General features: G+C 64.7%; 22 protein-coding genes. 12 read left to right on the top strand and 10 right to left on the bottom strand.

From position 1 onward, the window contains the following. Positions 1 to 136 precede the first annotated feature (136 nt). The 4 genes from AB4Y80_RS12975 (at position 137) to AB4Y80_RS12960 (ending at position 3,381) form a co-directional block, all read left to right on the top strand. Positions 137 to 787, top strand: coding sequence for an alpha/beta hydrolase (locus tag AB4Y80_RS12975; RefSeq protein ID WP_442214629.1), 651 nt, complete (start codon positions 137 to 139; stop codon positions 785 to 787). After that, the gene (locus AB4Y80_RS12970) at positions 784 to 1,818 is read left to right on the top strand and encodes an LLM class flavin-dependent oxidoreductase (RefSeq protein WP_442214628.1); all 1,035 of its coding nucleotides are present in this window, start codon (positions 784 to 786) and stop codon (positions 1,816 to 1,818) included. Before AB4Y80_RS12975 ends, AB4Y80_RS12970 begins: the two co-directional genes overlap by 4 nt. Before the next feature lie 121 nt (positions 1,819 to 1,939). Next, positions 1,940 to 2,203, top strand: a complete 264-nt coding sequence (locus tag AB4Y80_RS12965; protein WP_442214627.1) for a hypothetical protein — start codon at positions 1,940 to 1,942, stop codon at positions 2,201 to 2,203. Positions 2,204 to 2,289: 86 nt separating this feature from the next. Then, on the top strand, positions 2,290 to 3,381 hold the full coding sequence (locus AB4Y80_RS12960) for an NADH:flavin oxidoreductase/NADH oxidase (RefSeq protein WP_442214626.1): 1,092 nt from the start codon (positions 2,290 to 2,292) through the stop codon (positions 3,379 to 3,381). 220 nt (positions 3,382 to 3,601) lie between these two features. Here the strand turns inward: AB4Y80_RS12960 and AB4Y80_RS12955 are convergent, their stop codons facing one another. From AB4Y80_RS12955 to AB4Y80_RS12910, 10 genes are all read right to left on the bottom strand, one after another. Next, positions 3,602 to 4,435, bottom strand: a complete 834-nt coding sequence (locus tag AB4Y80_RS12955) for a phosphatase PAP2 family protein (RefSeq protein WP_442214625.1) — start codon at positions 4,433 to 4,435, stop codon at positions 3,602 to 3,604. A gap of 153 nt (positions 4,436 to 4,588) precedes the next feature. Continuing rightward, complete coding sequence (locus tag AB4Y80_RS12950) at positions 4,589 to 5,707, bottom strand: 3-isopropylmalate dehydrogenase (RefSeq protein WP_442214624.1); 1,119 nt, start codon at positions 5,705 to 5,707, stop codon at positions 4,589 to 4,591. Positions 5,708 to 5,781: 74 nt separating this feature from the next. Continuing rightward, positions 5,782 to 6,876 carry an ABC transporter substrate-binding protein gene (locus tag AB4Y80_RS12945; RefSeq protein WP_442214623.1) on the bottom strand — a complete coding sequence of 365 codons (1,095 nt, stop codon included), beginning with the start codon at positions 6,874 to 6,876 and terminating at the stop codon, positions 5,782 to 5,784. A 68-nt stretch (positions 6,877 to 6,944) separates the two neighbouring features. Next, positions 6,945 to 7,658: an SDR family NAD(P)-dependent oxidoreductase gene (locus tag AB4Y80_RS12940; RefSeq protein ID WP_442214622.1), complete on the bottom strand. Its 714-nt coding sequence runs from the start codon at positions 7,656 to 7,658 to the stop codon at positions 6,945 to 6,947. A 5-nt stretch (positions 7,659 to 7,663) separates the two neighbouring features. Further along, a complete protein-coding gene (locus tag AB4Y80_RS12935) occupies positions 7,664 to 8,479 on the bottom strand; it encodes a polysaccharide deacetylase family protein (protein ID WP_442214621.1) in 816 nt (271 codons plus the stop codon). Next, the gene (locus AB4Y80_RS12930) at positions 8,476 to 9,912 is read right to left on the bottom strand and encodes an amidase (protein ID WP_442214620.1); all 1,437 of its coding nucleotides are present in this window, start codon (positions 9,910 to 9,912) and stop codon (positions 8,476 to 8,478) included. Before AB4Y80_RS12930 ends, AB4Y80_RS12935 begins: the two co-directional genes overlap by 4 nt. Then, the gene (locus AB4Y80_RS12925; protein ID WP_442214619.1) at positions 9,909 to 10,688 is read right to left on the bottom strand and encodes an SDR family NAD(P)-dependent oxidoreductase; all 780 of its coding nucleotides are present in this window, start codon (positions 10,686 to 10,688) and stop codon (positions 9,909 to 9,911) included. Before AB4Y80_RS12925 ends, AB4Y80_RS12930 begins: the two co-directional genes overlap by 4 nt. Further along, on the bottom strand, positions 10,678 to 11,493 hold the full coding sequence (locus tag AB4Y80_RS12920) for an ABC transporter permease (protein WP_442214618.1): 816 nt from the start codon (positions 11,491 to 11,493) through the stop codon (positions 10,678 to 10,680). The genes AB4Y80_RS12925 and AB4Y80_RS12920 overlap by 11 nt, the downstream gene beginning before the upstream one ends. Further along, positions 11,480 to 12,274: an ABC transporter permease gene (locus tag AB4Y80_RS12915; protein WP_442214616.1), complete on the bottom strand. Its 795-nt coding sequence runs from the start codon at positions 12,272 to 12,274 to the stop codon at positions 11,480 to 11,482. The genes AB4Y80_RS12920 and AB4Y80_RS12915 overlap by 14 nt, the downstream gene beginning before the upstream one ends. A 116-nt stretch (positions 12,275 to 12,390) precedes the next feature. Then, positions 12,391 to 13,524, bottom strand: coding sequence for an ABC transporter ATP-binding protein (locus AB4Y80_RS12910; protein ID WP_442214615.1), 1,134 nt, complete (start codon positions 13,522 to 13,524; stop codon positions 12,391 to 12,393). A gap of 329 nt (positions 13,525 to 13,853) precedes the next feature. Between AB4Y80_RS12910 and AB4Y80_RS12905 the strand changes: the two genes are divergently transcribed. From AB4Y80_RS12905 to AB4Y80_RS12870, 8 genes are all read left to right on the top strand, one after another. Next, complete coding sequence (locus AB4Y80_RS12905; protein WP_442214614.1) at positions 13,854 to 14,612, top strand: FadR/GntR family transcriptional regulator; 759 nt, start codon at positions 13,854 to 13,856, stop codon at positions 14,610 to 14,612. A gap of 327 nt (positions 14,613 to 14,939) precedes the next feature. After that, entirely contained in the window at positions 14,940 to 16,184 is a 1,245-nt protein-coding gene (locus AB4Y80_RS12900) for a PucR family transcriptional regulator (RefSeq protein ID WP_442214613.1), read from the top strand. Positions 16,185 to 16,356: 172 nt separating this feature from the next. Further along, on the top strand, positions 16,357 to 18,315 hold the full coding sequence (locus tag AB4Y80_RS12895) for an AMP-binding protein (protein ID WP_442214612.1): 1,959 nt from the start codon (positions 16,357 to 16,359) through the stop codon (positions 18,313 to 18,315). After that, positions 18,312 to 19,475 (top strand): thiolase family protein, encoded by a 1,164-nt coding sequence (locus AB4Y80_RS12890; protein WP_442214611.1) that lies wholly within the window; start codon positions 18,312 to 18,314, stop codon positions 19,473 to 19,475. The genes AB4Y80_RS12895 and AB4Y80_RS12890 overlap by 4 nt, the downstream gene beginning before the upstream one ends. After that, positions 19,472 to 19,909, top strand: coding sequence for a Zn-ribbon domain-containing OB-fold protein (locus AB4Y80_RS12885; protein WP_442214610.1), 438 nt, complete (start codon positions 19,472 to 19,474; stop codon positions 19,907 to 19,909). The genes AB4Y80_RS12890 and AB4Y80_RS12885 overlap by 4 nt, the downstream gene beginning before the upstream one ends. Before the next feature lie 41 nt (positions 19,910 to 19,950). Continuing rightward, complete coding sequence (locus tag AB4Y80_RS12880; RefSeq protein ID WP_442214609.1) at positions 19,951 to 21,198, top strand: MFS transporter; 1,248 nt, start codon at positions 19,951 to 19,953, stop codon at positions 21,196 to 21,198. Then, positions 21,167 to 21,607, top strand: coding sequence for a MaoC family dehydratase (locus AB4Y80_RS12875; RefSeq protein WP_442214607.1), 441 nt, complete (start codon positions 21,167 to 21,169; stop codon positions 21,605 to 21,607). The genes AB4Y80_RS12880 and AB4Y80_RS12875 overlap by 32 nt, the downstream gene beginning before the upstream one ends. Beyond that, positions 21,604 to 22,761 carry an acetyl-CoA C-acyltransferase gene (locus AB4Y80_RS12870; RefSeq protein WP_442214606.1) on the top strand — a complete coding sequence of 386 codons (1,158 nt, stop codon included), beginning with the start codon at positions 21,604 to 21,606 and terminating at the stop codon, positions 22,759 to 22,761. Before AB4Y80_RS12875 ends, AB4Y80_RS12870 begins: the two co-directional genes overlap by 4 nt. The last annotated feature ends 53 nt before the right edge of the window (positions 22,762 to 22,814 follow it).

Here is a 22,814-nt window from a genome sequence, read left to right as displayed (position 1 = left end):
GTATCCTTGAACCTGGGGAACTGCCCGCCACCGTGCCCGTGGCCCGTGATGGCGGTTGCCTGCCACCCACCGATCCGCGGGGCACCGAGCCGCACCCGGCTCCCGGATACCCCTTGCCAAGGAGCTGATTCTTCGAATGAACACCACACTGCGCGACGTACGCTCGCCCGGCTGGACCACCACTGCGGATGCCGAGGCCGTGGCCCTGTTCCTGCACGGCTTCGGCTCCAACGAGCACGACCTGGCCTCCCTGGCGCCGGCCCTGGGGCTCAACCTGCCCTGGGCATCCCTGCGGGCACCGCTGGAGCTCGGCAACGGCGGGGCTGCCTGGTTCACCATCACCACGCCCGGCGCCCCCGAGGCTCGGCCGGTGGAGGAAGCAACCGACGCCATCTGGGCCTGGGTCGAGGACAATGTGGACCCCGGCACCCGAATCGTCCCCCTGGGATTCTCGCAGGGAGGGCTCATGGCCAGCCAGCTGCTGCGCACGCGACCCGAACGGGTGCTGGCCCCCGTGGTGTTGGGCGGATTCGTGCTGGGTGCCCCGCAGCCGGGCGACGAGGAACTGCAGGACAGCCGCCCCACCTTGTTCTGGGGCCGCGGCGCCGAGGACAGGATGATCGCCCCCGTGGCGATCACCCGCAGCAGCGAGTACCTACCCCGGCACACCACGCTGATTGAGCGGGTGTATCCCGGACTGGCCCACGGCATCAACGCACACGAGCTCGACGACGTACGCGACTTCCTCGCCGTCGAGGTCGGCGCCCAGGCGGTGGCCCGCGCATGAGTGAGCCCACGCCGTTCGAGATCGGCATCTTCACCTTCGGCGAGCTCACCCGCAACGCCGAGGGGAAGCCGATGGACGCCACGACGCGCACCCGCGACATCCTGGAATGGGCGCGCGTCGCCGACGACGCCGGGCTGGACGTCTTCGGCGTCGGCGAGCACCACCGGGAGGACTTCGCGGTGTCCTCGCCGGCGGTCCTGCTGGCCGCGGCGGCTGCGCAGACCAAGCGCATCCGCCTGACCAGCACCGTCACCGTGCTCTCGAGCGCCGATCCGGTCCGCGTCTTTGAGGACTTTTCCACGCTCGATCTCATCAGCGCCGGACGCGCCGAAATCACCGCCGGTCGGGGCGCCTACCTGGAGTCCTTCCCGCTCTTCGGCCAGCAGCTGGAGCGCTACGACGAATACTTCGAGGACCGGCTCGAGCTCCTGCTGCGCATCCGCGACGAAAACCCCGTCACCTGGGCCGGGTCCACCCGGCCGGCGCTCAGCGATGCCGGAGTCTGGCCTCGCCCGGCCCAGGCCAGCCTGCCGATCTGGCTTGCGGTCGGCGGGACGCCGGCCTCTGCGGCGCGCGCCGGGAAGCTGGGGCTGCCGCTGTACCTGGCGATCCTCGGCGGCCCGGAACGGTTTGCGCCGCTGGCCGAACTGTACCGACGCTCCGCGGCCGCCGCCGGCCGGGAGCCCGGGAGGATCGGGGTGACCTCGCACTTCTACGTCGAGGAGACGTCGCAGGGAGCCAAGGACACGTTTTTCCCGCACTACTCCTCCTACATCGGCCAGAACATGCCGCGCGCCGGCCGGCTGGACCGCCCCGGCTTCGAGGCCTGGGCGGGCCCGCGCGGCGCCCTCTTCGCCGGCAGCCCGGCCGAAATCGTGGACAAGATCCTCTGGGAACACGAGATTCTGGGCCACACCCGCTTCCTGGCACAGGTGGGCCTGGGCGGCTTGTCGCAGGCGGCGACCCTGCGCTCCATCGAACTGTTGGCCACCGAGGTGCTGCCCGCCGTCCGGGCGGCGCTGCAGCGCTAGGGATTCCTCGGCGGCAAGGTGGCGCCGGGCCGCGAGCTCCACTGCCACATGCCGGTTTGTGCGCTCAGCACGGTTGCGAATAGGGGAGACTGGAAGCTCCCCACGACAAGGCGGCATCCGCATGCTCAACATCCAACAGGACCGCGACGGTTTCATCCACATGAGCCGACACTTCCCGAAGACGATCCCCGTCTCCATCACGTTCACCGATGGCAGCCGGGGCGAATTCTCCGGCGCCCGGCTCAACGAGCTTTACGACCAGGCCCTGGCCGCCTACCGCCTGGGGAACAACCTCGATGCCAAGGGCTTCGACCGGGCACCAGTGAAGTTCCACCGACGCAATGCCGTCAGCCTGGTGCCCGTGCGCCCCGACATGGCCCGCTAGCGTCCGTGCGCCCCTGGAGGGAATCAGCGGCGCCCCAATCGTGTTGCCGCTTACAAGCGATCAACTCCTGAGAGGCCCCCTTCCCCATGACATCTGCACTTTTCGAACCGATCACCCTGCGCGGGTTGAGGGTCCGCAACCGGCTCTGGGTCACGCCCATGTGCCAGTATTCCGCCGAACAGCAGGACGGGATGCCCACCGACTGGCACCTGGTCCACCTCGGATCGTTTTCCCGCGGCGGTGCGGGCGCCGTGTTTACCGAGGCCACCGCCGTGGTTCCCGAGGGCCGCATCACGCCGCAGGACCTTGGGCTGTGGAATGACGCCCAGCGTGACGAGTTCGCCCGGATCGTGCGCTTCATCCACTCGCAGGGCGCCGCGGCCGGCATCCAACTGGCCCACGCGGGTCGCAAGGCGTCTACGTTCCGGACGTGGGACGAACGGCGCGGCAGCGTCCCTGCGGCCGATGGCGGCTGGCCCACGGTCGCCCCCAGCGCCGTCGCTTTCCCGGGCTACGACGAGCCCGCCGCGCTCACCGTCGAGGGCATCCACGAGATCATCAGCGCCTTCGCCGACGCCGCCCGCCGGGCGATCGTCGCCGGCTTCGACCTCATCGAAATCCACGCCGCCCACGGCTACCTCCTCCACCAGTTCCTCTCCCCGCTGAGCAACACCCGCACCGACGACTACGGCGGGAGTCTCGCCAACCGGGCCCGCGCCCTGCTGGAGACCATCGACGCCATCCGCGCAGTTGTGAACGACGACGTCCCGGTGTCCGTGCGCTTCTCGGCCACCGACTGGACCGACGGCGGCTGGACCCTTGAAGAAACCCGGACCGTTGCGCGCTGGGCCGCGGAGCACGGGGCGGACCTTGCCGACGTCTCCACCGGCGGCAACGTCCCCGCGGCGAACATCCCGGTGGGCCCCGGTTACCAGGTCCCGTTCGCCACCGCGGTCCGCACCTCGGCAGGGGTGCCAACCATCGCCGTCGGCCTGATCGACGAGCCCGAGCAGGCCGAAGAGATCATCGCCACAGGGCTGGCCGACGTCGTCATGGTGGGGCGGGAACTCCTTCGCGACCCCAACTTCCCGCTGCGGGCCGCGGCGGCCCTCGGAGTCTCGATTCCCTATGCCCCAAACCAGTACCACCGTGCGCCGATTGGGCGGCCGACGGCGTAGCTGGCGCAGATTCCGGCCTCGACTTTGGTGGGTGGCCGGACATCGAGACTAGTATGCCGACGCGTCCGTTGCAGGAGGGCCCCACCACGACGGCGGGGTCGGCGAAAAGGCGCCAGTGTCGGCGTGGCCCTGCGGCAGTGCCCGCCGGGGCCGTGTTCGGCCGCGCACACACGGCACGGCGGATCTCCGTTGGGGGAGCGTGTGCAGGGCCGCGGCTGCGTCACCGCCCCGGCGGTGTGTCCCCCGCAATCGCCGCGTGTCGGGTGGCGGTCAGATACAGCCGGTGTGCGGTGATGACCAGGGCCAGCCACACGGCGCCCAGCGTCCAGGCGCCCAGGACATCGGTGAACCAGTGGTGGCCGAGGAAGATGCGGCTCAGCCCCACCGTGAACGCGAAAAGGCCGGCCACCAGGGCCGTGAGGACCCGCCCCCGAACGGTGCGCCGGCGCAGGATGAGCAGGTAGGCCACAATGCCGGCGATGACGATCGCGTTCAGGGTGTGGCCGCTGGGAAACGACGGCGAGTATTCATAGGGCGGGACGGCGTCCGTCAGCGGGGGGCGGGCCCGCCCGAAGAGCCGCTTGCCGGCGATGGTCATCAGGAGCGACCCCACCGCCGCCGTGACGATAAGGATCACCGGGGTCCAGGACCGGCGCTTGAGGGCCAGGACGAGCATGATCGTCGCGGCGATGATGGGCATCCAAACAGTCCCGGCAACGTCGGTGTAAACCGTTACGGCCGCATCCAGCCAGGGGGAGCGGAGGCGCATGGCCGTCTCGAGCAGCGGATGGTCCAGGGCGGCGACCCCGTCGGCGTCGGCCACGGACTCGTAGACCTCCGCGGAAATGAACGTCAGCGCGGCAGCGATCGCGGCACCCACCGCCAGGGTGAGGATCAGGGCGGCATGCGGTCCCAGCCGTGCGCTGAGCCAGAGTACGGTGCCGGCCAGGTGACGGCCCAGCGGGGTACGCCACCGGGTGAGGTCCCTGCCTCCGACGAAACGGTCGTTGGAGAGTTCGCCCTCTTGGCCGCCCTGGGGGTCCGTTGCAGTCATGCCCACGTCCTGCCTGTTGCCGAAAGGTTGTTGCGCCGCAAGTCCAACCTACCCAGCGTAATGGCACCGGCTGGAAACTCGCCGGGGCGGAAGGGTCAGGGCGAGGATGAGACAAAGTGGCCCGCATGGGGCATGCGGCTGGCCCTATGGGCATTAGACGGAGGCCATCGCCGTCATGATGGAGCGTCCATGGGAAGTGTCGTTGCCATCATGCCCCTGCGCGATGCGTTCGGCGATCTGGTCGCCGAGTTCCTCCGTGCTGGCACCCATACCGGGACCGGCCAATTCTGGAAGCTCCGCGAGGATAGATGCGACAGCGCGCTCCAGGGACAGCGCGGCCTCTCCTTGTCCGAGGGCGGCGAGGCAGAGTGCGGCGGAGAGAACGGCAGCGGCGGGGTTCGCCCATCCGCGTCCGGCGATGTCAGGGGCAGAACCGTGGACCGGTTCGAACATGCTGGGTGCTTGGCCGTCGAGGTTCAGGTTGGCACTGGCGGCAACCCCCAGCCCGCCTTGGATCGTCGCTCCGAGGTCGGAAATGATGTCTCCGAAGAGATTGTCGGTGACGATGACATCAAACCTCTCTGGGGACATGGGCATGTGCTGGCACATTGCATCGACGTGGATGTAGTCGACTTCGACGTCGGGATACTTGGCAGAATATTCGTCAACGACCGTCTGCCACAGTTCGCCAGCATGCACCAGGATGTTCTTTTTGTGGCACAGGGTGAGCTTTCTGCGGCGTTGTTGCGCAAGCCGGAAGGAGTAGTCAACGACGTCGGCAATCGCTGGGAGCGTATTGACTGACTCCTGCAAGGCTACCGCATTCTTGGTTCCCTTATGGACGGTGGACCCCTCACCCACATACAAGCCTTCCGTGTTCTCCCGCACCACAACGAAGTCACATCGGCCGGGACTTAGATCCCTGATGGGCGTGGGAACGCCGGGGTAGAGCCTCACGGGGCGCAGGTTGACCTGCTGGTGAAACTCGCGTCTCATGCGCAGGATCAATCCACGTTCCAGGATCCCGGGCGAGACTCGGGGGTCGCCCATTGCGCCAAAGAGAATGGCGTCGTGACGGCGGATTCGCTCAAGTGTTTCCGCATCGACAAGGACGCCCGTGTCTAGATAGTTCTGCGCACCCAGGGGGTATTTGGTTGTTTCCAAGCCGAAGTCGAATCGCTCTGCCGCCGCGTGCAGGGCCTTGAGGGCTTGCTCGTTGACTTCGGGGCCGATGCCGTCGCCGTGGATGATGGCGAGGTTGTATGTTCTCACTGTTGATCAAGTCCTCTGGGAGGTAATGGTCCGTCGGTGAGGGCCGGGTGCCCTCACCGTTTCGGCGTGATGGATCAGTTGGCTATCTCCGACTGCCAGCGCGTGGTCCAGGCGGAAAGGTGGGTGGCGATGGCTTCAGGGTCGACGGTGGCCAGGGATTTGATCTGGTCCTCCCCGTAGGGGACGTAGTTCTCCGCCAGGAACGACGGCGACAGTTTGACGGTCCTGTTAGTCGGGCCCTCCCCGACGACCTGGACGAATTTGGAATTGACCGAGGAGGAGATCTGGAAGTCGATGTACTCGTGGGCTGCATCGAGTTTCGTCGTGCCTTTGGGAATTACCATCGCGCTAAGGACGGCGATCGCACCCTCCTTTGGTTGGACGAAAGCGACCGGCGCGCCGCTCTTCCTGAGGGCGCTGGTGCGGTCGGCGTACCAGACGCCGATGACTGCCTCTCCGCTGGTTAGAAGCTTGCTCATCTCGTCGGGAGTGCTCCAGATCGCCGCAAGGTTGGGCTTGAGTGATTTGAGCTTCTCAAATCCGGGATCAATATTGCTCTCACTGCCACCGTTGAGCTTTGCCATGGTGGCGAGGAACTGATAACCCGCCGTACCGCTGACGTTGCAGATGGCGACCTTGCCGGCGTACTGCGGGTCCCAGAGGTCATCCCACGACGTAGGCGGTGATTTAACCTTTTCCGTGTTGTAGGCGATGCCGGTCATCGATGCGAGTTCGGCGATCCAATAGCCCTTGTCATCGACGGCCAGCGGGTAGAGTTCGGCAACGGATTTGAGCTTACTGTGGTCGATGGCTTGCAGCAGGCCMGCGGCTTTCGCCTGGTAAATAATTGCCAGGTCCATATAGGCGACGTCAAAGGCGGAATCCGAGGCTTTCAGCTGGGTCAATGCCTCACTCGAGATGGCTGTGGTCACATTGACCTTGGTCCCGGTGGCCGCGGTAAACGGGTCAACGACGGTTGCCTGGATGGTCTTTTGGAACGTGCCGCCGAAGCTGTTGATGTTGATGCTGTTTCCACTGGCACCCTTCGATGAGCCGGGACTGCCCGCCGCATTGGGCCCGCAAGCTGTCAATGCGAGTCCGGCGGCAGTGGAACTGATTGCGAGGCCGGAGATGGTCAAGAATCGGCGTCGGTTGAGGTTGGCGTCCATGGTTGTTCTCCTGGGTTTGGGTGGGGCATGCGGATGGAAGGGCGGTCATGAGTGGCAAGAAGATCCGGTTAGTGAAGCGTTCGGCCGCCATCAACGGCGAGCGTTGAGCCGGTCAGATATCGGTTGGTTCCAAGGAATACGACGGCTTCGGCTATCTCATCCGGCTCAGCAGTGCGCTTGATGAGGTAGTTGTCGAAATTTTGGACGGCGGACCTTGTCTCGTCGCGGCGGAGCTCCTGTGCGCGTCGGGCCATGGGCGTGTCCACGAGGCCCGGACACACACAATTGACCCGGATATTGCGGGGGGCCAGATCGATGGCCATCGAGGCGGTCAGCCCGACCACGGCCGATTTCGACGCAACATAGGCTGACATGTCTGCAATGGCGCGCAGGCCGGCGGCGGAGGCGATGTTCACCACCGAACCACCGTCAATCATCAAGGGGATGAAGGCCCGCGCCGTACGCCAAATTCCGGTCACGTTCATGTCCAGGACCCGGGTCCAATCGGACTCGTTCACCGCCAGGATGTCCCCGGCGACGACGGCTGCCGCGCCGTTGACAAGCACATCGCAGCGTCCGTGCTTCGCTGTGACCCATCGGGCTAGCGCATCGACGCTCTCGGTGGAGGTGAGATCCGTTGCCGGAGCCTCACCGACTCGGGTGAGGTCGGCAATCACCACGCCGTAGCCCAGCGCGCGGAACCGGTCCGCCGTCGCGGCTCCGATTCCGCTGGCACCACCCGTCACCACGGCCACCGGGGATGCCGGATCGGGTGTTGGCACGGTGTTCACAGGAGGAGATCGTCGGCAAGGAGCGCAGGAAGCACCCGGTCGGCATAGGCGGCGCACGTCGTGAATTCACCGGTACCCGACTCCAGGATGTGTGCGATGGTTTGCTCGAGTGCCCAAAGCCGAGAGTGGCGGCCAATGACCTGCGGGTGCATTCCGAGCATGAAGTGGGTACCTTCTTCACGGGAGATCCCGTCGTACTCGAGGATCCAAGATTCTGAGACGGCGGATGGTGCCGACATGGTCCTGCCGGGGAGGCGATTGCTGTAGAGGAAGAAGGGTGCATCATCGAGGACCCACGCGAAGGGTAGTTCGACAATGCGGGTTCGCCGTCCCTGGTCCGTTAGCAGGTGCGCCGTATCGGAATCGAACAAGTTCGAAGAAAATGTCATCCCGAACTGCTCCATGTAGCGGACGGAGTGCCGCGTGAGTTCACCGGCCGGCGAGCGCCAGCCGCGAGGCTTCCGGCCCGTTGCGGCGACGATCGCGTCCCAGCCCTTTTGAAATTCCTCCAGCTCGGCCTCGGGGCCCAAGCTGTCCGACCACTGGTGTGTATGGCTGTGGTGTTCTATCTCGATGCCCGCCTCAAGGATGGCTTCGATCTCCCTTGGGTAGTTTTCCACGACGAGACCGGGGATGAAAAAAGTAGCGGCGACATCGTACTTTTTCAAGAGCGAGAGGATGCGCGGAAGGCCGACCTTCGGGCCATACTGGCCCTGCGAAATCCACACAGGCTTCGTGGCGCTGTCGGGATCACGGGCGATCCAGAGCTGCTCGGCGTCCATGTCGAAGGTGAGAAGGACGGGTGTGGTCATCGCGTGGTTCCTAACGTGAGAGGGGCTGCAAAATCTGGGCGGCCAGGTGCGGTGGGGAGTCGGTAAACCCTGTCCTGAAACCTCGCGGCGTAGCCCAACAACAGTTCCTCCGAACCTGGGCGTCCGATCAGCTGCATGCCGACCGGCAGGCCCCGTACGACGCCACAGGGAACCGTGACCGCGGGCAGGCCGGTGTAGTTCATGAGGTAGGTGAAGGCGACGAAGCCGCGCCGGGCGTCCTCGGGGAGTGCCATATCGCCGCTGGGGATTTCGGGTGCCACAAAGGCGACGGTAGGCGTCACCAGCAGGTCAACGCCGTCGAGGAGTCCCTCCATGTACTCCAGGGCTGCCAGTTGCATCTCGACGCCGGCCGAGTAGGCGAGACCGGTAACGGTCGACGCTTTCTGGAATTGGTGGCGGCTGTAGTCGGTCAGAAGCGCGTTGGTTTCGGGGTCCTCGTACAAGTCCCTGCCGCCGGTTGAGAGGCGATCTGCCTGCATCATGTCGTAGAATGCGCCGCTGAACCGGCTCGCGTCCATGATCCCGTCCGCCTCTTCGAGGTTTCCGCCGTGGGACCGGGCGAATGCGAGGGCCGCGACGTGAACCGAGGAGACGACGTCGGCCTCCGCGCCGGGGATTCCGCTGTCACCGATCCAGCGCATCCGGGGGCTGGCCGGGAAACCTGAGCCGTGGCGGAGACCGGTGGGTGAGAGTCCGCGGCTGAGACCGTCTGGCGCGAACGGGCCCGCCATTACTTGGTACAACAGCTGGGCGTCGAGTGCGTCGAGGGCCATGGGGCCGGCGGAGGAGAAGCGTCGGGTGCCAATGCGGCCACCTGTGCGTGGCAGGGCACCGCGTGAGGGCATGAGCCCAACGCAGCCACATAAGGCGGCTGGGATCCGGATGGAGCCGCCACCGTCACTTCCGACGGCGATCGTTGTCAGGCCGGCACCGATCGACGCCGCAGCACCACCGCTGGAGCCGCCGCACGTGCGGCTGGGGTCCCACGGGTTCACGGTCTCCGGCTGCAAGTCGTTGGTCGATCGAATGTAGATTGCGAATTCCGGGGTGTTGGTCTTGCCAACGAGAATGCCGCCCGCATGACGGATGCGCCGTACGAATTCCGCGTCCTTCGTGGGGACGTGGTCTGCAAAGACCCTCGAGCCGTAGGTAGTGCGCACGCCCGCGGTGTCGTAGGTGTCCTTGACCGAGAACGGAACGCCCCACAGCGGTCCCGGCGATTCCCCGGCTCGTCGACGGCGTTCGAGGGCTGCAACCTGTTCGCGGGCGTGTGGCTCGTCGACGGTGAGGAATGAGTGGAGCCGGTCATCGTTTGCGGTGATCGCTGCGAGTGTCTCATCCAGGACCTCCGTGGCCGTCCGCTGGCCGGTGACGACGTCGTTACGGATTTCAATTGCTGTTCTCCGGTTCATGACCAGCCGCCCCAGATGGACCATCCGCCGTCGACGCGGAGGGTTTGGCCGGTGATGTAGGACGAGTCAGGGGTGAGCAGGAAGCGTGCCACGCTGGCGATTTCCGCCGGCGTGCCCAAGCGGCCGAGCGGGGTGCGTTGGAGCACCTGTCCTTCATCGAGCAGGCCCCGTTGAAAGTTCCGGGTGACGAGCGGAGTGAGAATCGTCCCCGGGGCGATCGCGTTGACGCGTACGCCGTCCGGAGCCCACTCAGCAGCGAGCTGCATGGTCAAACCATCGAGGCCGGCTTTCACTGCTCCATACGCCGTGCGGCCAGGAATGGCGGTATTGCTCGCCAGGCTGGACATGTTCACGGCGGCCCCGCCGGTAGCCACGAGGTGGGGGTGGGCGAGGCGCAGCAGGCGTGCCGCCGACAGGAGGTGCATTTGCAGGAGGCTGGACCAATCGTCGTCGGCTATGTCAATGAAGCTCTTGGTCAGACCCGTTCCGGCGTTGTTTACCACCCCGTCAATGCGACCGAAGTTCTCGATCGCCACATCGACCAGCTCTTGGGCGGCGTTGGTTTCGCGGACGTCCACGTGCACTGCGACCGCCCGGGCCCCGCAGGCCCGAGTGAGCGCAAGCGTTTCTGCCAGGTCCTCGCCATCCGTGCGGCCGTGGACGATGAGGTCCCATCCAGTACGGGCGAGCTCAAGAGCGCATGCGCGGCCGATGCCGGACGATGACCCGGTGACGATGGCAGCGGGACGAGAGGGGGCGTTGGGTTCAGCGGTCATGTCGTCCTTTGGGGTTGCGGGTAACCAATCCAACGAGAATGACGCAGAATACGACAATGACGGTGGAGACGGCGGCAATGGTGGGGTCGTTGGAATATTGCACATAGGTGAAGATCGTGACAGGGAGGGTGGAAAAGTTGGGTCCGGTCAGGAAGAGCGTCACGACCGCTTCGTCGAAGGAGATGACGAATGCGAAGACAGCACCTCCGATGATCGCGCCGCGTACCGATGGGACGACAATGCGAAGGAAGGTGTGGACCGGGCCGGCTCCGAGGGATCGGGAGGCTTCCTCCAGGCTCGGATCCAGCTGCCGCAGTCCTGCCAGCACGGCCCTCGTCACGAAGGGGCACGCAACGATCACGTGGGCCAGGACACCACCTTCGAATGTGCCGCGCCAGCCCGACGCTGACAGCACGAACAGGATGCCCAGCCCCAGCACGACTCCTGGAAGCATGATGGGCGAGAGGAACACCTGTTCAAAAAATGCCCCAAGACGGCCGTTGTTTTTGGTAATTCCATAGGCTGCGAGCACTCCGGCAACGACACTGATGATCGTCGTTAGTGTTCCGAGGCGGAGGGAGACCCACAGTGCGTCGGTAAAGGTCRCGTCTTGGGCCGCTTTGCCATACCACTCGAGCGAAATGCCCTTCGGTGGGAAGGTGATGTAGCCGGTCGACGTGATGGAAGAAGCGGCGACCACCACCAGCGGTGCCACGATGAAGGCGACGATCACGAGTATTGCGAGCCAAAACACCGTGGAGCCGATCCTGAATTGCCGCCGACGTGAAGTCTTAACGAGTTGCACGTCGCACCGCCCAAGCCTGGAGGATAAGGATCACCAGGGTGATTGCGAGAAGGACCACGCCGAGTGCGGAGGCCAGCGGCCAGTTTTGGGCGCTCGTTGCTTGCTGGTAAATCACYGTCACGATCGTGGAAACCTTTCCGCCGCCAAGGATTTGCGGGGTGACGAGTGCGCTCATGCTTGTGACGAATGTCAGCGCTGACCCTGCGGCGAGTCCGTTGAGTGATTGTGGAAGGGTGATGCGGAAAAAGATGCGAGTGCGTGTTGATCCCAGCGACTCGGCGGCTTCTTCCGTACGCCGATCAATCGCCCCGACGGCGGTGACGAGGCTGAGCACCATAAATGGGAAATATGTGTGCACCAGCCCGATCACGATGCCTATTGGCGTAAACAGCAGTTTCACCGACGACAGGCCGATGGCATCGAGGGAGGATTGGAGAAAACCGTCGCTCGAGAGGAGCACCGACCAGCCGAAGGTCTTCACGACCACGCTCGTCAGCATCGGCACCATGACGATTGCCATCAAGCCGCCGCGGAGGAACCCCGGCCCGCGCGTGATGGCGAGGGCGAGGGGATAACCGATGAGAGCGGAGATGACAGTAGTGGCCAAGGCCAGTCCCAAGGTTCGAACGATCAATTCACCGTAGAGCGGCGTGGTGAAGACTGCGATGAATTGTTCGGCCGTGAACATGCGGCTCTGAGACGCATCACCGTTGAAATGCTCAAAAGAGAAACGGAGAACGAAGAATAGGGGTGCAACGAAGCCGACCAGGAAGAGAAGCATCATGGGCGCCATCAGCAATAGCGACTGCTTGGTTCGTTGGCCGGGGGCACGGCGAAGCGGGCGCGGCACAGGGGACCGCGACGTCGTCTTTGGCTCTGCAGCGAGCATTGGCGTCGTCACGACGCCGTGCTCGGGTCATCGGCAACTACGACAGCATCGGCAGCCGTGATCTTGAGCGCCACGCGATCCCCGGCCCGGACTCGATTTGCCAGGGCGCCGGTTACCAGTGCCTGTAGGGAGTGGCCGTGGGCAGTTAACTGCACGACCGTCGAGCTGCCGTAGTAGAAAGTTTCATCCACCGTTGCGGGGAGCGCGCCAACTTCATTCTCGAGGCGTGAGATTTGAATGTCCTCGGGCCGGATTAGCAGCGTTACTTGCGCGCCAACCGCGGCAATGTCATTCGTCCTGATCGGGCCGGGGCCGGTCGCGACATCTGATCCGTTGGCGTCGGCGGCCACAACTTTTCCGGAGATCAGGTTGGCATCGCCAACAAAACGAGCCATGAAAGTTGTGGCAGGACGGCGGTAGATGGCATCCGGCGTATCCAATTGCTCGATGCGGCCATTGCGCAGCACGGCGATCCGGTCCGCCATGCCGAATGCTTCCTGACGGTCATGCGTTACCATTATCGCCGTCGTGCCCGTCCGCTGTTGGAGACGGCGGATCTCTTCGCCGACCTGACGGCGCAGATTGGCGTCGAGGTTTGAAAGCGGCTCATCCAGCAGCAACAGCTCCGGATCCATGGCCAGGGCCCGGGCCAGGGCCACTCGCTGCTGTTGTCCACCGGAGAGGCCTGAAGGGCGTTTGTGTGCGTGTCCGCCGAGCTGAACGAGTTCGACGAGCTCATCGACGCGGCTGCGGATCTGATTCCGGCTCTTTCTTTGCACCCGCAGCGGATAGGCGATGTTTTCGGCAACACTCATATGGGGGAACAAGGCGTAGCTTTGAAAAACCATTCCGATATTGCGTCGATTGATCGCCATGGCAGTGAGATCGTTTCCTCGCAAGACGATTTCACCACCGGAGGGTTGGATGAAGCCGGCGATGCTTCGGATGATAGTTGTCTTCCCTGATCCACTGGGGCCAAGCAAGGCGATGAGCTCGCCCGCCCCAACGCAGAGATTCACATCCTCAAGCACGCGGTGGCTGCCGTAGTCGACGGACACCCCGCGCAATTCAAGAACAGTTTCCCGGCCAGAAGCCAATGGCATCCCCGTCTTGGTGGCATGTGCGGACTGAAGGGCGGTCATCATCCCGGACCTCGGTCTTTCTCAGAGTGTGTGGCATCGCAAAATGAATGCCGGCTGGACTGGCCTATTAGCGTCTGGTCCGACCAGCTGCTATGACGTAGATCTCATCATGCAGCCTTCCGTGGCCGGGGTCAAGACCCAATGCGGAGTCCGCCAAAATTTTTTTCGGCTCCAGTCCTCCGCGCGTACTGGGACTCGGCAGGCCTTCGTGACGGGGAGCAGGTCCCGCATGCTCACCGTGTCGCGGTGGCCGCCACTCTTGGAGCCATGTACGTTGGTCAGACCAGCTGTTAGCGTTGGCTCCAGACTATGCGTTCGGAAAGGGTTCTATGTTCACGCCGATCACAAAAGGGCGAGCTTTTGAAGCGGTGGTCGCCCAGATCGAGGCGGCCATCTACGCCGGTGATTTGAAGGCCGGCGACAATCTTCCCTCTGAACGGGCGCTCGTTGAGGAGTTCAATGTCGGTCGGTCCACCGTCCGGGAGGCGCTGCGGATCCTTGAGAGCATGGGTCTTGTCAAAACGAGCCCAGGAAGCCATAAGGGGCCGCGCGTCTCAGCGTCCCTCAGCCACGGCATTTCACGAATGCTCAATGGGGCCGTTCGGGTCGAGGAGATCAAACTGGTTGATCTCATTGAGTACCGGATCATGTCTGGTTCGACATCGAATTTCCTCGCTGCCAACCTGCGGACCGACGAAGATCTCGTGCAGATGGGGGCTGCCATCCAGCGGATGGTTGAAGCCGACACGGACGACGTCGGCGGATTTGCGCGTGCAGATGCCGAATTTCACGCCGCAATCCGAGTCGCCGCCGGGAACGCCCTGATGGAATTGATCAATGGGGTGATAGACGCCGCCATCGTCGAGCTGGTTGAAGCCGCCATTCAGAACACGCCCGAAACCGGCGCGACTCGCGAAGAGTTTATCCGTGTGCACCGGGCCGTGCTCAAAGCAATTGCAGATGGGGACGGCATCGAGGCGGCCAGGTTGGCGCGTAGGTCACTCATTTCTGAATATGGTTCATCACTTGGCGCCGACGAGCGCCGTCGTTTAGCGCTTCTGGACCTGTCGGTTGAATCCGCTGACTGAGGTGTAAGAAGCCTGGGTGGCGGCCATCGCGCCGACACCCGTTCGGCCAGGTCCCGCCTTCGGAGCGTCGCCGGAGAACATCGGCATGGCCGTGATGCCGACTTCGATGCGGGCCGTGCCATCGAGCTGTTGGCCACCGAGATGCTGCCCGCCGTCCGGGCGGCGCTGGCGCGCTAGCGGGAATTACTGCGACAGAGCGGGTTTCAGGGGGTCCGCGTCTCATTGCGGATTCCCTCCGGGAATCTGCGACGATAAGGGGCAGGTCATCCGGGCCGTGCCATGGGTTGACATCGAATGTACCGGCAACAGGGGAGTTGGAGGGGCAAGGTGGAGCGCGATTCAGGAGGCCAGTCCCATGACGCCCAGGTCGATTCCCTCGTCGCGTTCCTGGCGGACAAGGGCGATGAGATCGGCCGTCAATTGGCCCGGCGATATCGCGAGGAGATTGTTGAATATCGCTCGCTTCCGGAGGGGTTCATCGAGCAGGACGTCGTACCCACCGCCCGGCTGAATTTCGAGCAAATGTTGCTCGGTGACTTCGGCACGGAGGATGGCGGCCCGGACGGCTTGGACGTTTTCCGTGAGAGCGCCATCCGCAGATTCCGGCAGGGTGTCTCAATTCAGGCACTCCTTCACGCCTACCGCCTTTGGGGCCATACGGTTTGGGAACAGGTGCAAGGATCCCCGCACGTCCGGGATCATCCCCACGCCGGCTTGGAATTGGCCGGTCGGATCATGCGGCACGTCGACCGCGTTTCATCAGCCGTGGCGAGCGCGTATCTGGACGAGGCGGCCGGCCTCATCCATGACCAGGAAAAAGGGCACCGCGACCTGCTGGAAGCGCTGATTTCCGGCAACCAGCCGGCACGCATGGCGAGCTATGCGGCGCGTTTGAAGTTAAGTTTGGATGCGGCCTATTTTGTTGTCTTGATTCGTCGCCGATCCGGCGCGGGCGACGGACCGATCGCGATGCGGACCTGCCTTGAAACCGTTCGTCGCTCGTTCCGGGACGGCGGCGTGGGCCCGGCCATCATCGGCACGCGGGATGAGGAAGTCGTGGTGTTGATTGCGGCGGAGCAGACGGCGCCTCTTCGCATTCGCCCGCAACTCGATGAGCTTGCCAGGGCCCTTCCGAACTTCGTGGTCGCAACGAGCCGGACCAGGCAGGGCCTGGGTGAAATTCCGCATTCATACATCGACGCCCAAAACGCCGTGGCCTTCTCGAAGGTCAGCCAAACCCCGCGGGCCTATTTGTTCTCGGACACGCTGGTGGACCAGATCGCGTGGGGGAGTGACTTCCGGACGGATCTGCTGGATGAGACAACGCGGCCGCTCGCCGCCCACGACGCCAGGCGACACACCGAGCTTTTGCCGACGATCAAGGCGTATGTCGAGTCCGGTTACAAGCTCGCGCAGGCGGCGGCGCTCCTGAACGTTCAGCCGAACACCGTGAAATACCGCCTCCAGCGGGTCGCCGAACTGACCGGCCATGACCCGTTTCAGGTTCCCAGCATGACGTTGTTTTCACTGGCCCTGCGCTTGCCGCTGGAGGAACCGCGAACCTCCCCCTGACGTCGCCGGTCACCCGTGGCGGGGCGGCAGACTGCCGCGCATTTCGCCTTTGCACATAACGCAAATTTGCGTCGCAAACTTCGCTAGAACGGACAGAGACACCACCTGGGCCCGTACCTAGAGTGAGGTAAATCGTGATTCACATCACAGAGCCTCACGCTAGGAGCGAGCAATGACATTGGCTTCCCCGCTGACGAGTAGTGACACCGTTTGGCGCCCGGGCCACGCCGAGCTCGACCGGAGCCGCATCCTGGCATTCGCCTCCTGGGCGGGGTGTGCGACGCTGCCGGAACTGAATGCCCGCGCCGACGCCGACCCCGAATGGTTCTGGGGGAGCGTCGCCACGTGGCTGGGTCTTGACTGGATTTCCGCACCGGAGTCCGTCGCCGACCAGCTGAGTGAACCCCACACGACGCGTTGGTTCACGGGTGGCCAATTCAACATCACGGACAACGCCGTCAACCGTTGGATCCGCGCGGGCCGCGGAAACCATACGGCCCTGTTGTGGGAGGACGAGGACGGGTCCCGCGGGCAGTGGAGTTTCAGCGAGCTGGACCGTGAGATCGACCGGGTCTGCCGGGGACTGCTGGCCGCCGGGATTGGTGTTGGCGACACGGTTGGCATCCAGCTGCCCATGGTGCGGGAGGCGGCGGTCGCACAGCTGGCGTGCGCCAAGATCGGCGCGATTTCCGTCCCCATCTTCTCCGGGTATGGTGCGACGGCGGTTGGGGACCGGCTGCGCATCGCCGGGGCGGTGGCGCACATCGTGGCCAACGGTTTCGACCGCCGAGGCAAGGTGGTCAATGTCCGCGACGAGGCGGCCAAGGCCCTCGAGGCCGCCGCAACGGTCAAGGTGACAATCGTCGTGAACCTGGCGCCCGGCCTGAATCATCCGCAACTTCCCGGGGAGGTCCGGTGGGAAGACCTGGGCGCCGGTGACACGTATGAGACGGTCGAGGCTGCGGCGCTCCCCTCCGACCACCCCCTATTCATTGCCTTCACCTCGGGAACCACGGGTGCCCCGAAAGGTGTGGTGCTGAGCCAGGCCGGCTTCGCGGTCAAGGCCGGCAGCGACGCGGCCTTCAGTTTTGACATCGGCGAGAGGGACACCGCCATGTGGATCACGGATCCCGGGTGGATCATGAGCCCCATCACGGTCCTCGGCGGCCTCATCGCCGGCAGCAGCGTTGCGCTCTACGGGGGGTCGCCGGACTACCCGCACCCGGGGCGCATGTGGGACGTCGTCCGGTCCCTGGGCGTGACGATGCTGGGCATTTCCCCGACGTTGGTGCGTTCCCTCATGAGCCAGGACACCGGGGGGACAATCGACCTCGGGGCGTTGCGGGTGATCGCCTCCAGTGGCGAGGCCTGGACGCCCGATGCCTACGACTGGGTGTTTGAGCGGGTCACCGGGTCATCGCTGCCCATCATCAACTACAGCGGCGGGACCGAAGTGTCCGGGGCCATCCTCTCCAACCTCACCGCCCTTCCCATTCACCCGTGCGGATTTGCCGGCCCCCTGCCGGGCATGGGTGCCCGCGTGGTTCACGACGACGGCCGCGCCATGGACTGCGGTCTGGGYGAGTTGGCCCTGAGTCGGCCATCGCCCGGGATGCCCGTGACGTTTTGGGGAGCGCCGGGGCGCTACTTCAACACCTACTGGGACCGCTGGCCCGGTACCTGGTTCCACGGAGACTGGGCGGAAATCACCGACCAGGGGGTTTGGTATATCCGGGGCCGAAGCGACGACACGCTCAAGATTGCCGGCAAACGCCTCGGTCCCGCCGAGGTCGAGGCCGTGGTCAACGCGCTCCCGATGATCCTTGAGTCCGCCGCCATCGGGGTACCGGACGCGATCAAGGGTGAATCACTCGTTGTGTTTGCCCGGGTGGCGTCGGCCGACCTGGTCAACGCCCACGACATTGCGTATGCCGTGGAGCGCGCCGTGGCGTCCGCGCTCGGCAAGCCGTTGAAGCCCAAGAAGATCCATGTCGTGGACACCTTGCCGCGGACTCGCAGCGGAAAAATCCTCCGCCGGGTCATCCGTTCGGTCTACCTCGGGAACCCGCCGGGAGATACGTCCTCGATGGAAGATCCGTCGGCCCTGATCGCCATTGGAGAATCCAAGTGACCGGTTTCCCGTCCGCGGCCATCATCGGCGCCGTCGAGCTCCCACCCCAAAGGACCACCTCGGGGAGCACCACCCTGGAGATGATCGCCAAGGCATCCCGGCTGGCCCTCATTGACGCCGGGCTTGCCCCGCAGGACATTGACGGGCTCATGGTGGGACCCCACGTCGGTGAAACGCCGCAGCATGTGCCGGCGACGGTGGCGGAATACCTGGGGATCCAGCCTTCCTTTGCCGACATCGTCGATCTGGGCGGCGCCACCGGCGCGGGGATGATCTGGCGGGCAGCCGCGGCCATCCAGGCCGGCATGTGCACCACGGTCCTATGCGTGCTGGGCAACACCCGCGACAAGGACAACGTTCCCAGATCACCGAATCGCAACCCCATCCGTGAGTTTGACGTTCCGTACGGGGGAAGCGGAGCCAACCAGGCCTACGCCATGGTGGCCCAGCAACACATGTCACGGTTCGGCACCACGGCCGAACAGCTGGCCATGGTCCCGGTGAAACAACGCGCCAACGCCATGCTGAACAAGGCGGCCGTCTTTCACGACAAGCCCATTGGCGTCGATGACGTCCTCAACTCGCCCATGGTCATGTCGCCACTCCACCTGCTCGAGGTCGTCATGCCCTGCGGCGGTGGGGCGGCGGTGATTGTGACCTCACCGGAGCGAGCCGCCGATGCACCGCACGCACCGGTCTGGATCCGCGGAGCCGGCGAACGGGTGACCCACCGGGCGCTTAGCCAAGCGCCGCAGCTGACGACCTCGCCCCTCGCCCCGGCAATTGCCGGCGCCTATGCGAGGGCCGGGGTCGGGGCCGAGGACATCAGCTTCCTGTCCATCTATGACTGCTACTCAATCGTTGTCGCGATCACGCTCGAAGACGCCGGGTTCTGCGCCAAGGGAGAGGGCGGCCCCTGGCTGGCCCAGCATGACTTCTCGATCCACGGCGCCCTGCCCGTCAATCCGCACGGGGGCCAGCTGTCAACCGGCCAGGCCGATCTGGCCGGAGGCATGGGGCACATCGTCGAGGCGGTGCACCAACTGCGCAACACCGCGGGGGAGCGCCAAATCCTGGATCCGGAAACAGCCCTGGTGACCGGCAACGGCGCCACCATGAGCGAAGAAGTGGCCCTTATTCTCGGCAGGAGCAACTCATGAGCAACGCGGTGCAGGCTGGGCAAATAGCGAAGCCGGGATTCGTCTGGACACCCCTGACAAGGACCTACTGGGACGCCGCGGCAAAGGGCGTCCTGCTCCTGCAGCGCTGTGGTGACTGCGCCAACCTCCAGCACTATCCCCGCAGCCTTTGCACCAATTGCTGGTCGGAGGATCTGGCGTGGCAGGCGGCGTCCGGCCTGGGACGGGTCTGGACCTTCACCGTCGTCGGCATACCCGGCCATGCCGCCTGGGGATCCGATGTTCCCTACGTCCTTGCCCTCGTGGAACTGGACGAGGGGCCGCGACTTATGACGAACATCGTCGGTTGCGACCCGGCGGACGTCGCATGCGGCCAGCGCATGAGGCTGAGCCCACACCTTGGCGCCACCGGCCACCAGGCGCTCCTCCAATTCACTCCCATCAGCGCTCACTGAGGACACGCCATGTCTACCGGAACGCTTGAGGCTCCCGCGCCATGAGCCGCCATCCCGCCGTGCTCCAGAAATCGTTGATCGCCGCGGTCCAGGTCCTTGGCCTGGCCGTCTGGTTTTCCGCGACGGCCGTGGGGGCCACCCTTCAGCGGGAATGGTCCATCGGTACCGGCACGCTCGTGTGGCTGACCGCCTCGGTGCAAATTGGATTCGTGGCGGGCGCCGTGGCCTCCACCGTGCTGAAGTTGTCCGACAGGTTTCGACCGGAACGGCTCTTGGCTGTGTGCGCAATCGGCGCGGCCGCCGCCACCGGGGTGCTGGCCGTCTCCGTCGACAGCATTGGGCCGGCCATCGCCCTGAGATTCCTCACGGGTGTGTTCCTGGCGGGCATCTATCCGGTGGGCATGAAGCTCATGGCCTCGTGGGCGGAGCCCGAACGCCGCGGCAAGGCATTCGGCGTCCTGATCGGGGCCCTGACGGTGGGTTCCGCACTGCCGCATCTCATTAGCGGCTTCGGACCCTTGCCGTGGAGGCAGGTGATGGGGGCCTCCGCCGTGCTGGCACTCGTGGCAGCCGTCGTTGCCACCGCCTGGATTCGGGTCGGCCCCCATACCGGCTCCACGTCGGCGCCCGTGGTGGCCAACTACTCCATGACCATGTTCCGCGAACGGGGTCCGCGGCTGGCCAACATCGGATATTTCGGCCACATGTGGGAGCTCTATGCCTTGTGGACGTGGCTGCCCATGTACCTCATCATGGGCCAGCAGGGCCGGGGCGTCATGCAGGTTGTCGAAACCGGTCTGACGGTCTTCATCACGATGGGTCTGGGCGGCGTCACCGGGACCATGATCGGTGGCTGGGCGGCCGACAAATGGGGTCGGCCGCAAGCGGCAGCGGTTGCCCTAGCCGTCAGCGGCGCCTGTTGCCTGGCGTCACCACTGATGTTCGGCGCCAATGGCGTCGCCATGATTGTCTTCCTGTTCGTGTGGGGTGCGGCCGTCATTGCCGACTCCGGAGTGTTCTCAACGGCCCTGAGCGAATCGGCCAATCGACGCTACCTGGGTACCGCCCTGACGACCCAGACGGCCATCGGATTCCTCCTCACCGTCATCTCGATTCAATTCGTCCCCCTGTTCGCCGGCGCTGTCGGCTGGCAGTACGCCTTCCTCCTGTTGCTCCCTGGCCCCGTGATCGGGGTACTGGCAATGAAGAAACTCGCCTCCATCAAATCAATCCAACCCCAGAAGGCCGTGATCGACAATGAAAGCACCACTGCTGTCCCTTCGCCCTAAAGTAGGACAATCCGCCCAGCTTTCCCGGACCGTGACCAGCGAGGACATTGCGCTCTTCACGGCCATCAGCGGGGACCGCAACCCACTCCACTATGACCTTGAAGCCGCCAAGGCATCACGGTTTGGTGAAATTGTTGTGCAGGGAGGCATCACCAGCGCCATCCTCAACGCCGTGGTGGCCGAAGAACTGCCCGGGCCCGGCACCGTCTTCCTCAGCGTCAACTGGAACTTCAAGGCCCCCGTTCGCCCGGGCGACGTGATTACCGGCCGCGTGGAAGTTATCAAGGCCCGGGAGGACAAGCCCATCACCGAACTGCAGACAACGGTGGTGCGGGGTGACGGGGTAGTCGTGCTCGATGGAACCGCCGTGTGCTACACCATGGAACTGGACGGGGATCAAGGCAAATGAGCGTGGATACGAGAACGCCGGTACTGGTCTCGGCGGCGCGGACGCCCATTGCCCGTTTTAATGGTGGCCTTCGTGACGTTTCGGCAATAGAACTGGGGGCTACGGCGGTGGCGGGCGCCCTCGAGGCGGTTGGAGACATGATCCCCGACCACGTCTACCTCGGAAATGTCGTCCAAGCCGGGAACGGACAGAATCCCGCCCGATCGGCGGCGGTCACGGCCGGTCTCCCCATGACGGTGCCGGCCACGACCTTGAACGATGTGTGCCTGGCCAGCATGACGGCAACCGGCCTGGCGGCAACCCTCATCCGCGGCGGTGAAATCGACAGCGCGGTAGTTGGCGGATTCGATTCCATGAGCCGCGCCCTGCACGGGGTCCAGGTCCGGCAGGCCGAGCGCGTCGGAGACGGCGGCCTGATTGACCTGCTGGTGCGGGACGGTCTGTGGTGTGCGCTGGCGGATGAAGGCATGGGGCCCATTTCGGATCGGGCGAATGAACGGCTGGGGATCTCGCGCCTTGACCAGGATGAATTCGCCAACGAAAGCCATCAACGCGCAGCCCAGGCCATGTCGAATGGAAGATTCAAAAAGGAAATAGTCCCCTGTGGGCGCGTTGCGGCAGACGAGGGCGTCCGCCCAGATACCACTCCCGACCGCCTGGCTCAGCTTCGCAGCGCGTTCACGGACGGGGGGACCATCACGGCAGGAAATGCCTCGCAAATGTCGGACGCCGGTGCCGCCGGCGTGATGATGGCAGCCGGCAAGGCACGAGAACTGGGCCTGACGCCGATGGTGGAAGTGGTCGCCAGGGCCACGGTGGCCGGTCCGGATGCCTCACTGCACTTGAAGCCCGCCGCCGCGGCCAAGCGGCTTCTCGCCGCCGCCAACCTCACCGTCAAGGACATTGGGCTATGGGAAATCAACGAGGCCTTCGCCGGGGTCGTCCTCGCGTCGGCGAGGGAACTTGGCGTCGGCCTGGACCAGGTCAACGTCAACGGCGGTGCGATCGCGCTGGGGCACCCGTTGGGGGCATCGGGCTTCCGAACGATTCAAACGCTGGCCATAGAGATGGAACAGCGGCAGGTCGAATTCGGCATTGCCACGATGTGCGGCGGAGGTGGCCAAGGACAGGCAATCCTGTTAAGGCTCTTGTGAGCCTCGAAAAGACCCATTAAATAGTGCCCAAAATGTTTATGAGTGATTGAAAA

Origin of the sequence: Specibacter sp. RAF43, from assembly GCF_052114065.1 — a bacterium.
GTDB lineage: Bacteria > Actinomycetota > Actinomycetes > Actinomycetales > Micrococcaceae > Specibacter.
The sequence above is the reverse complement of the archived record's forward strand: the minus strand, read 5'-3'. Positions and strand labels throughout refer to the sequence as shown.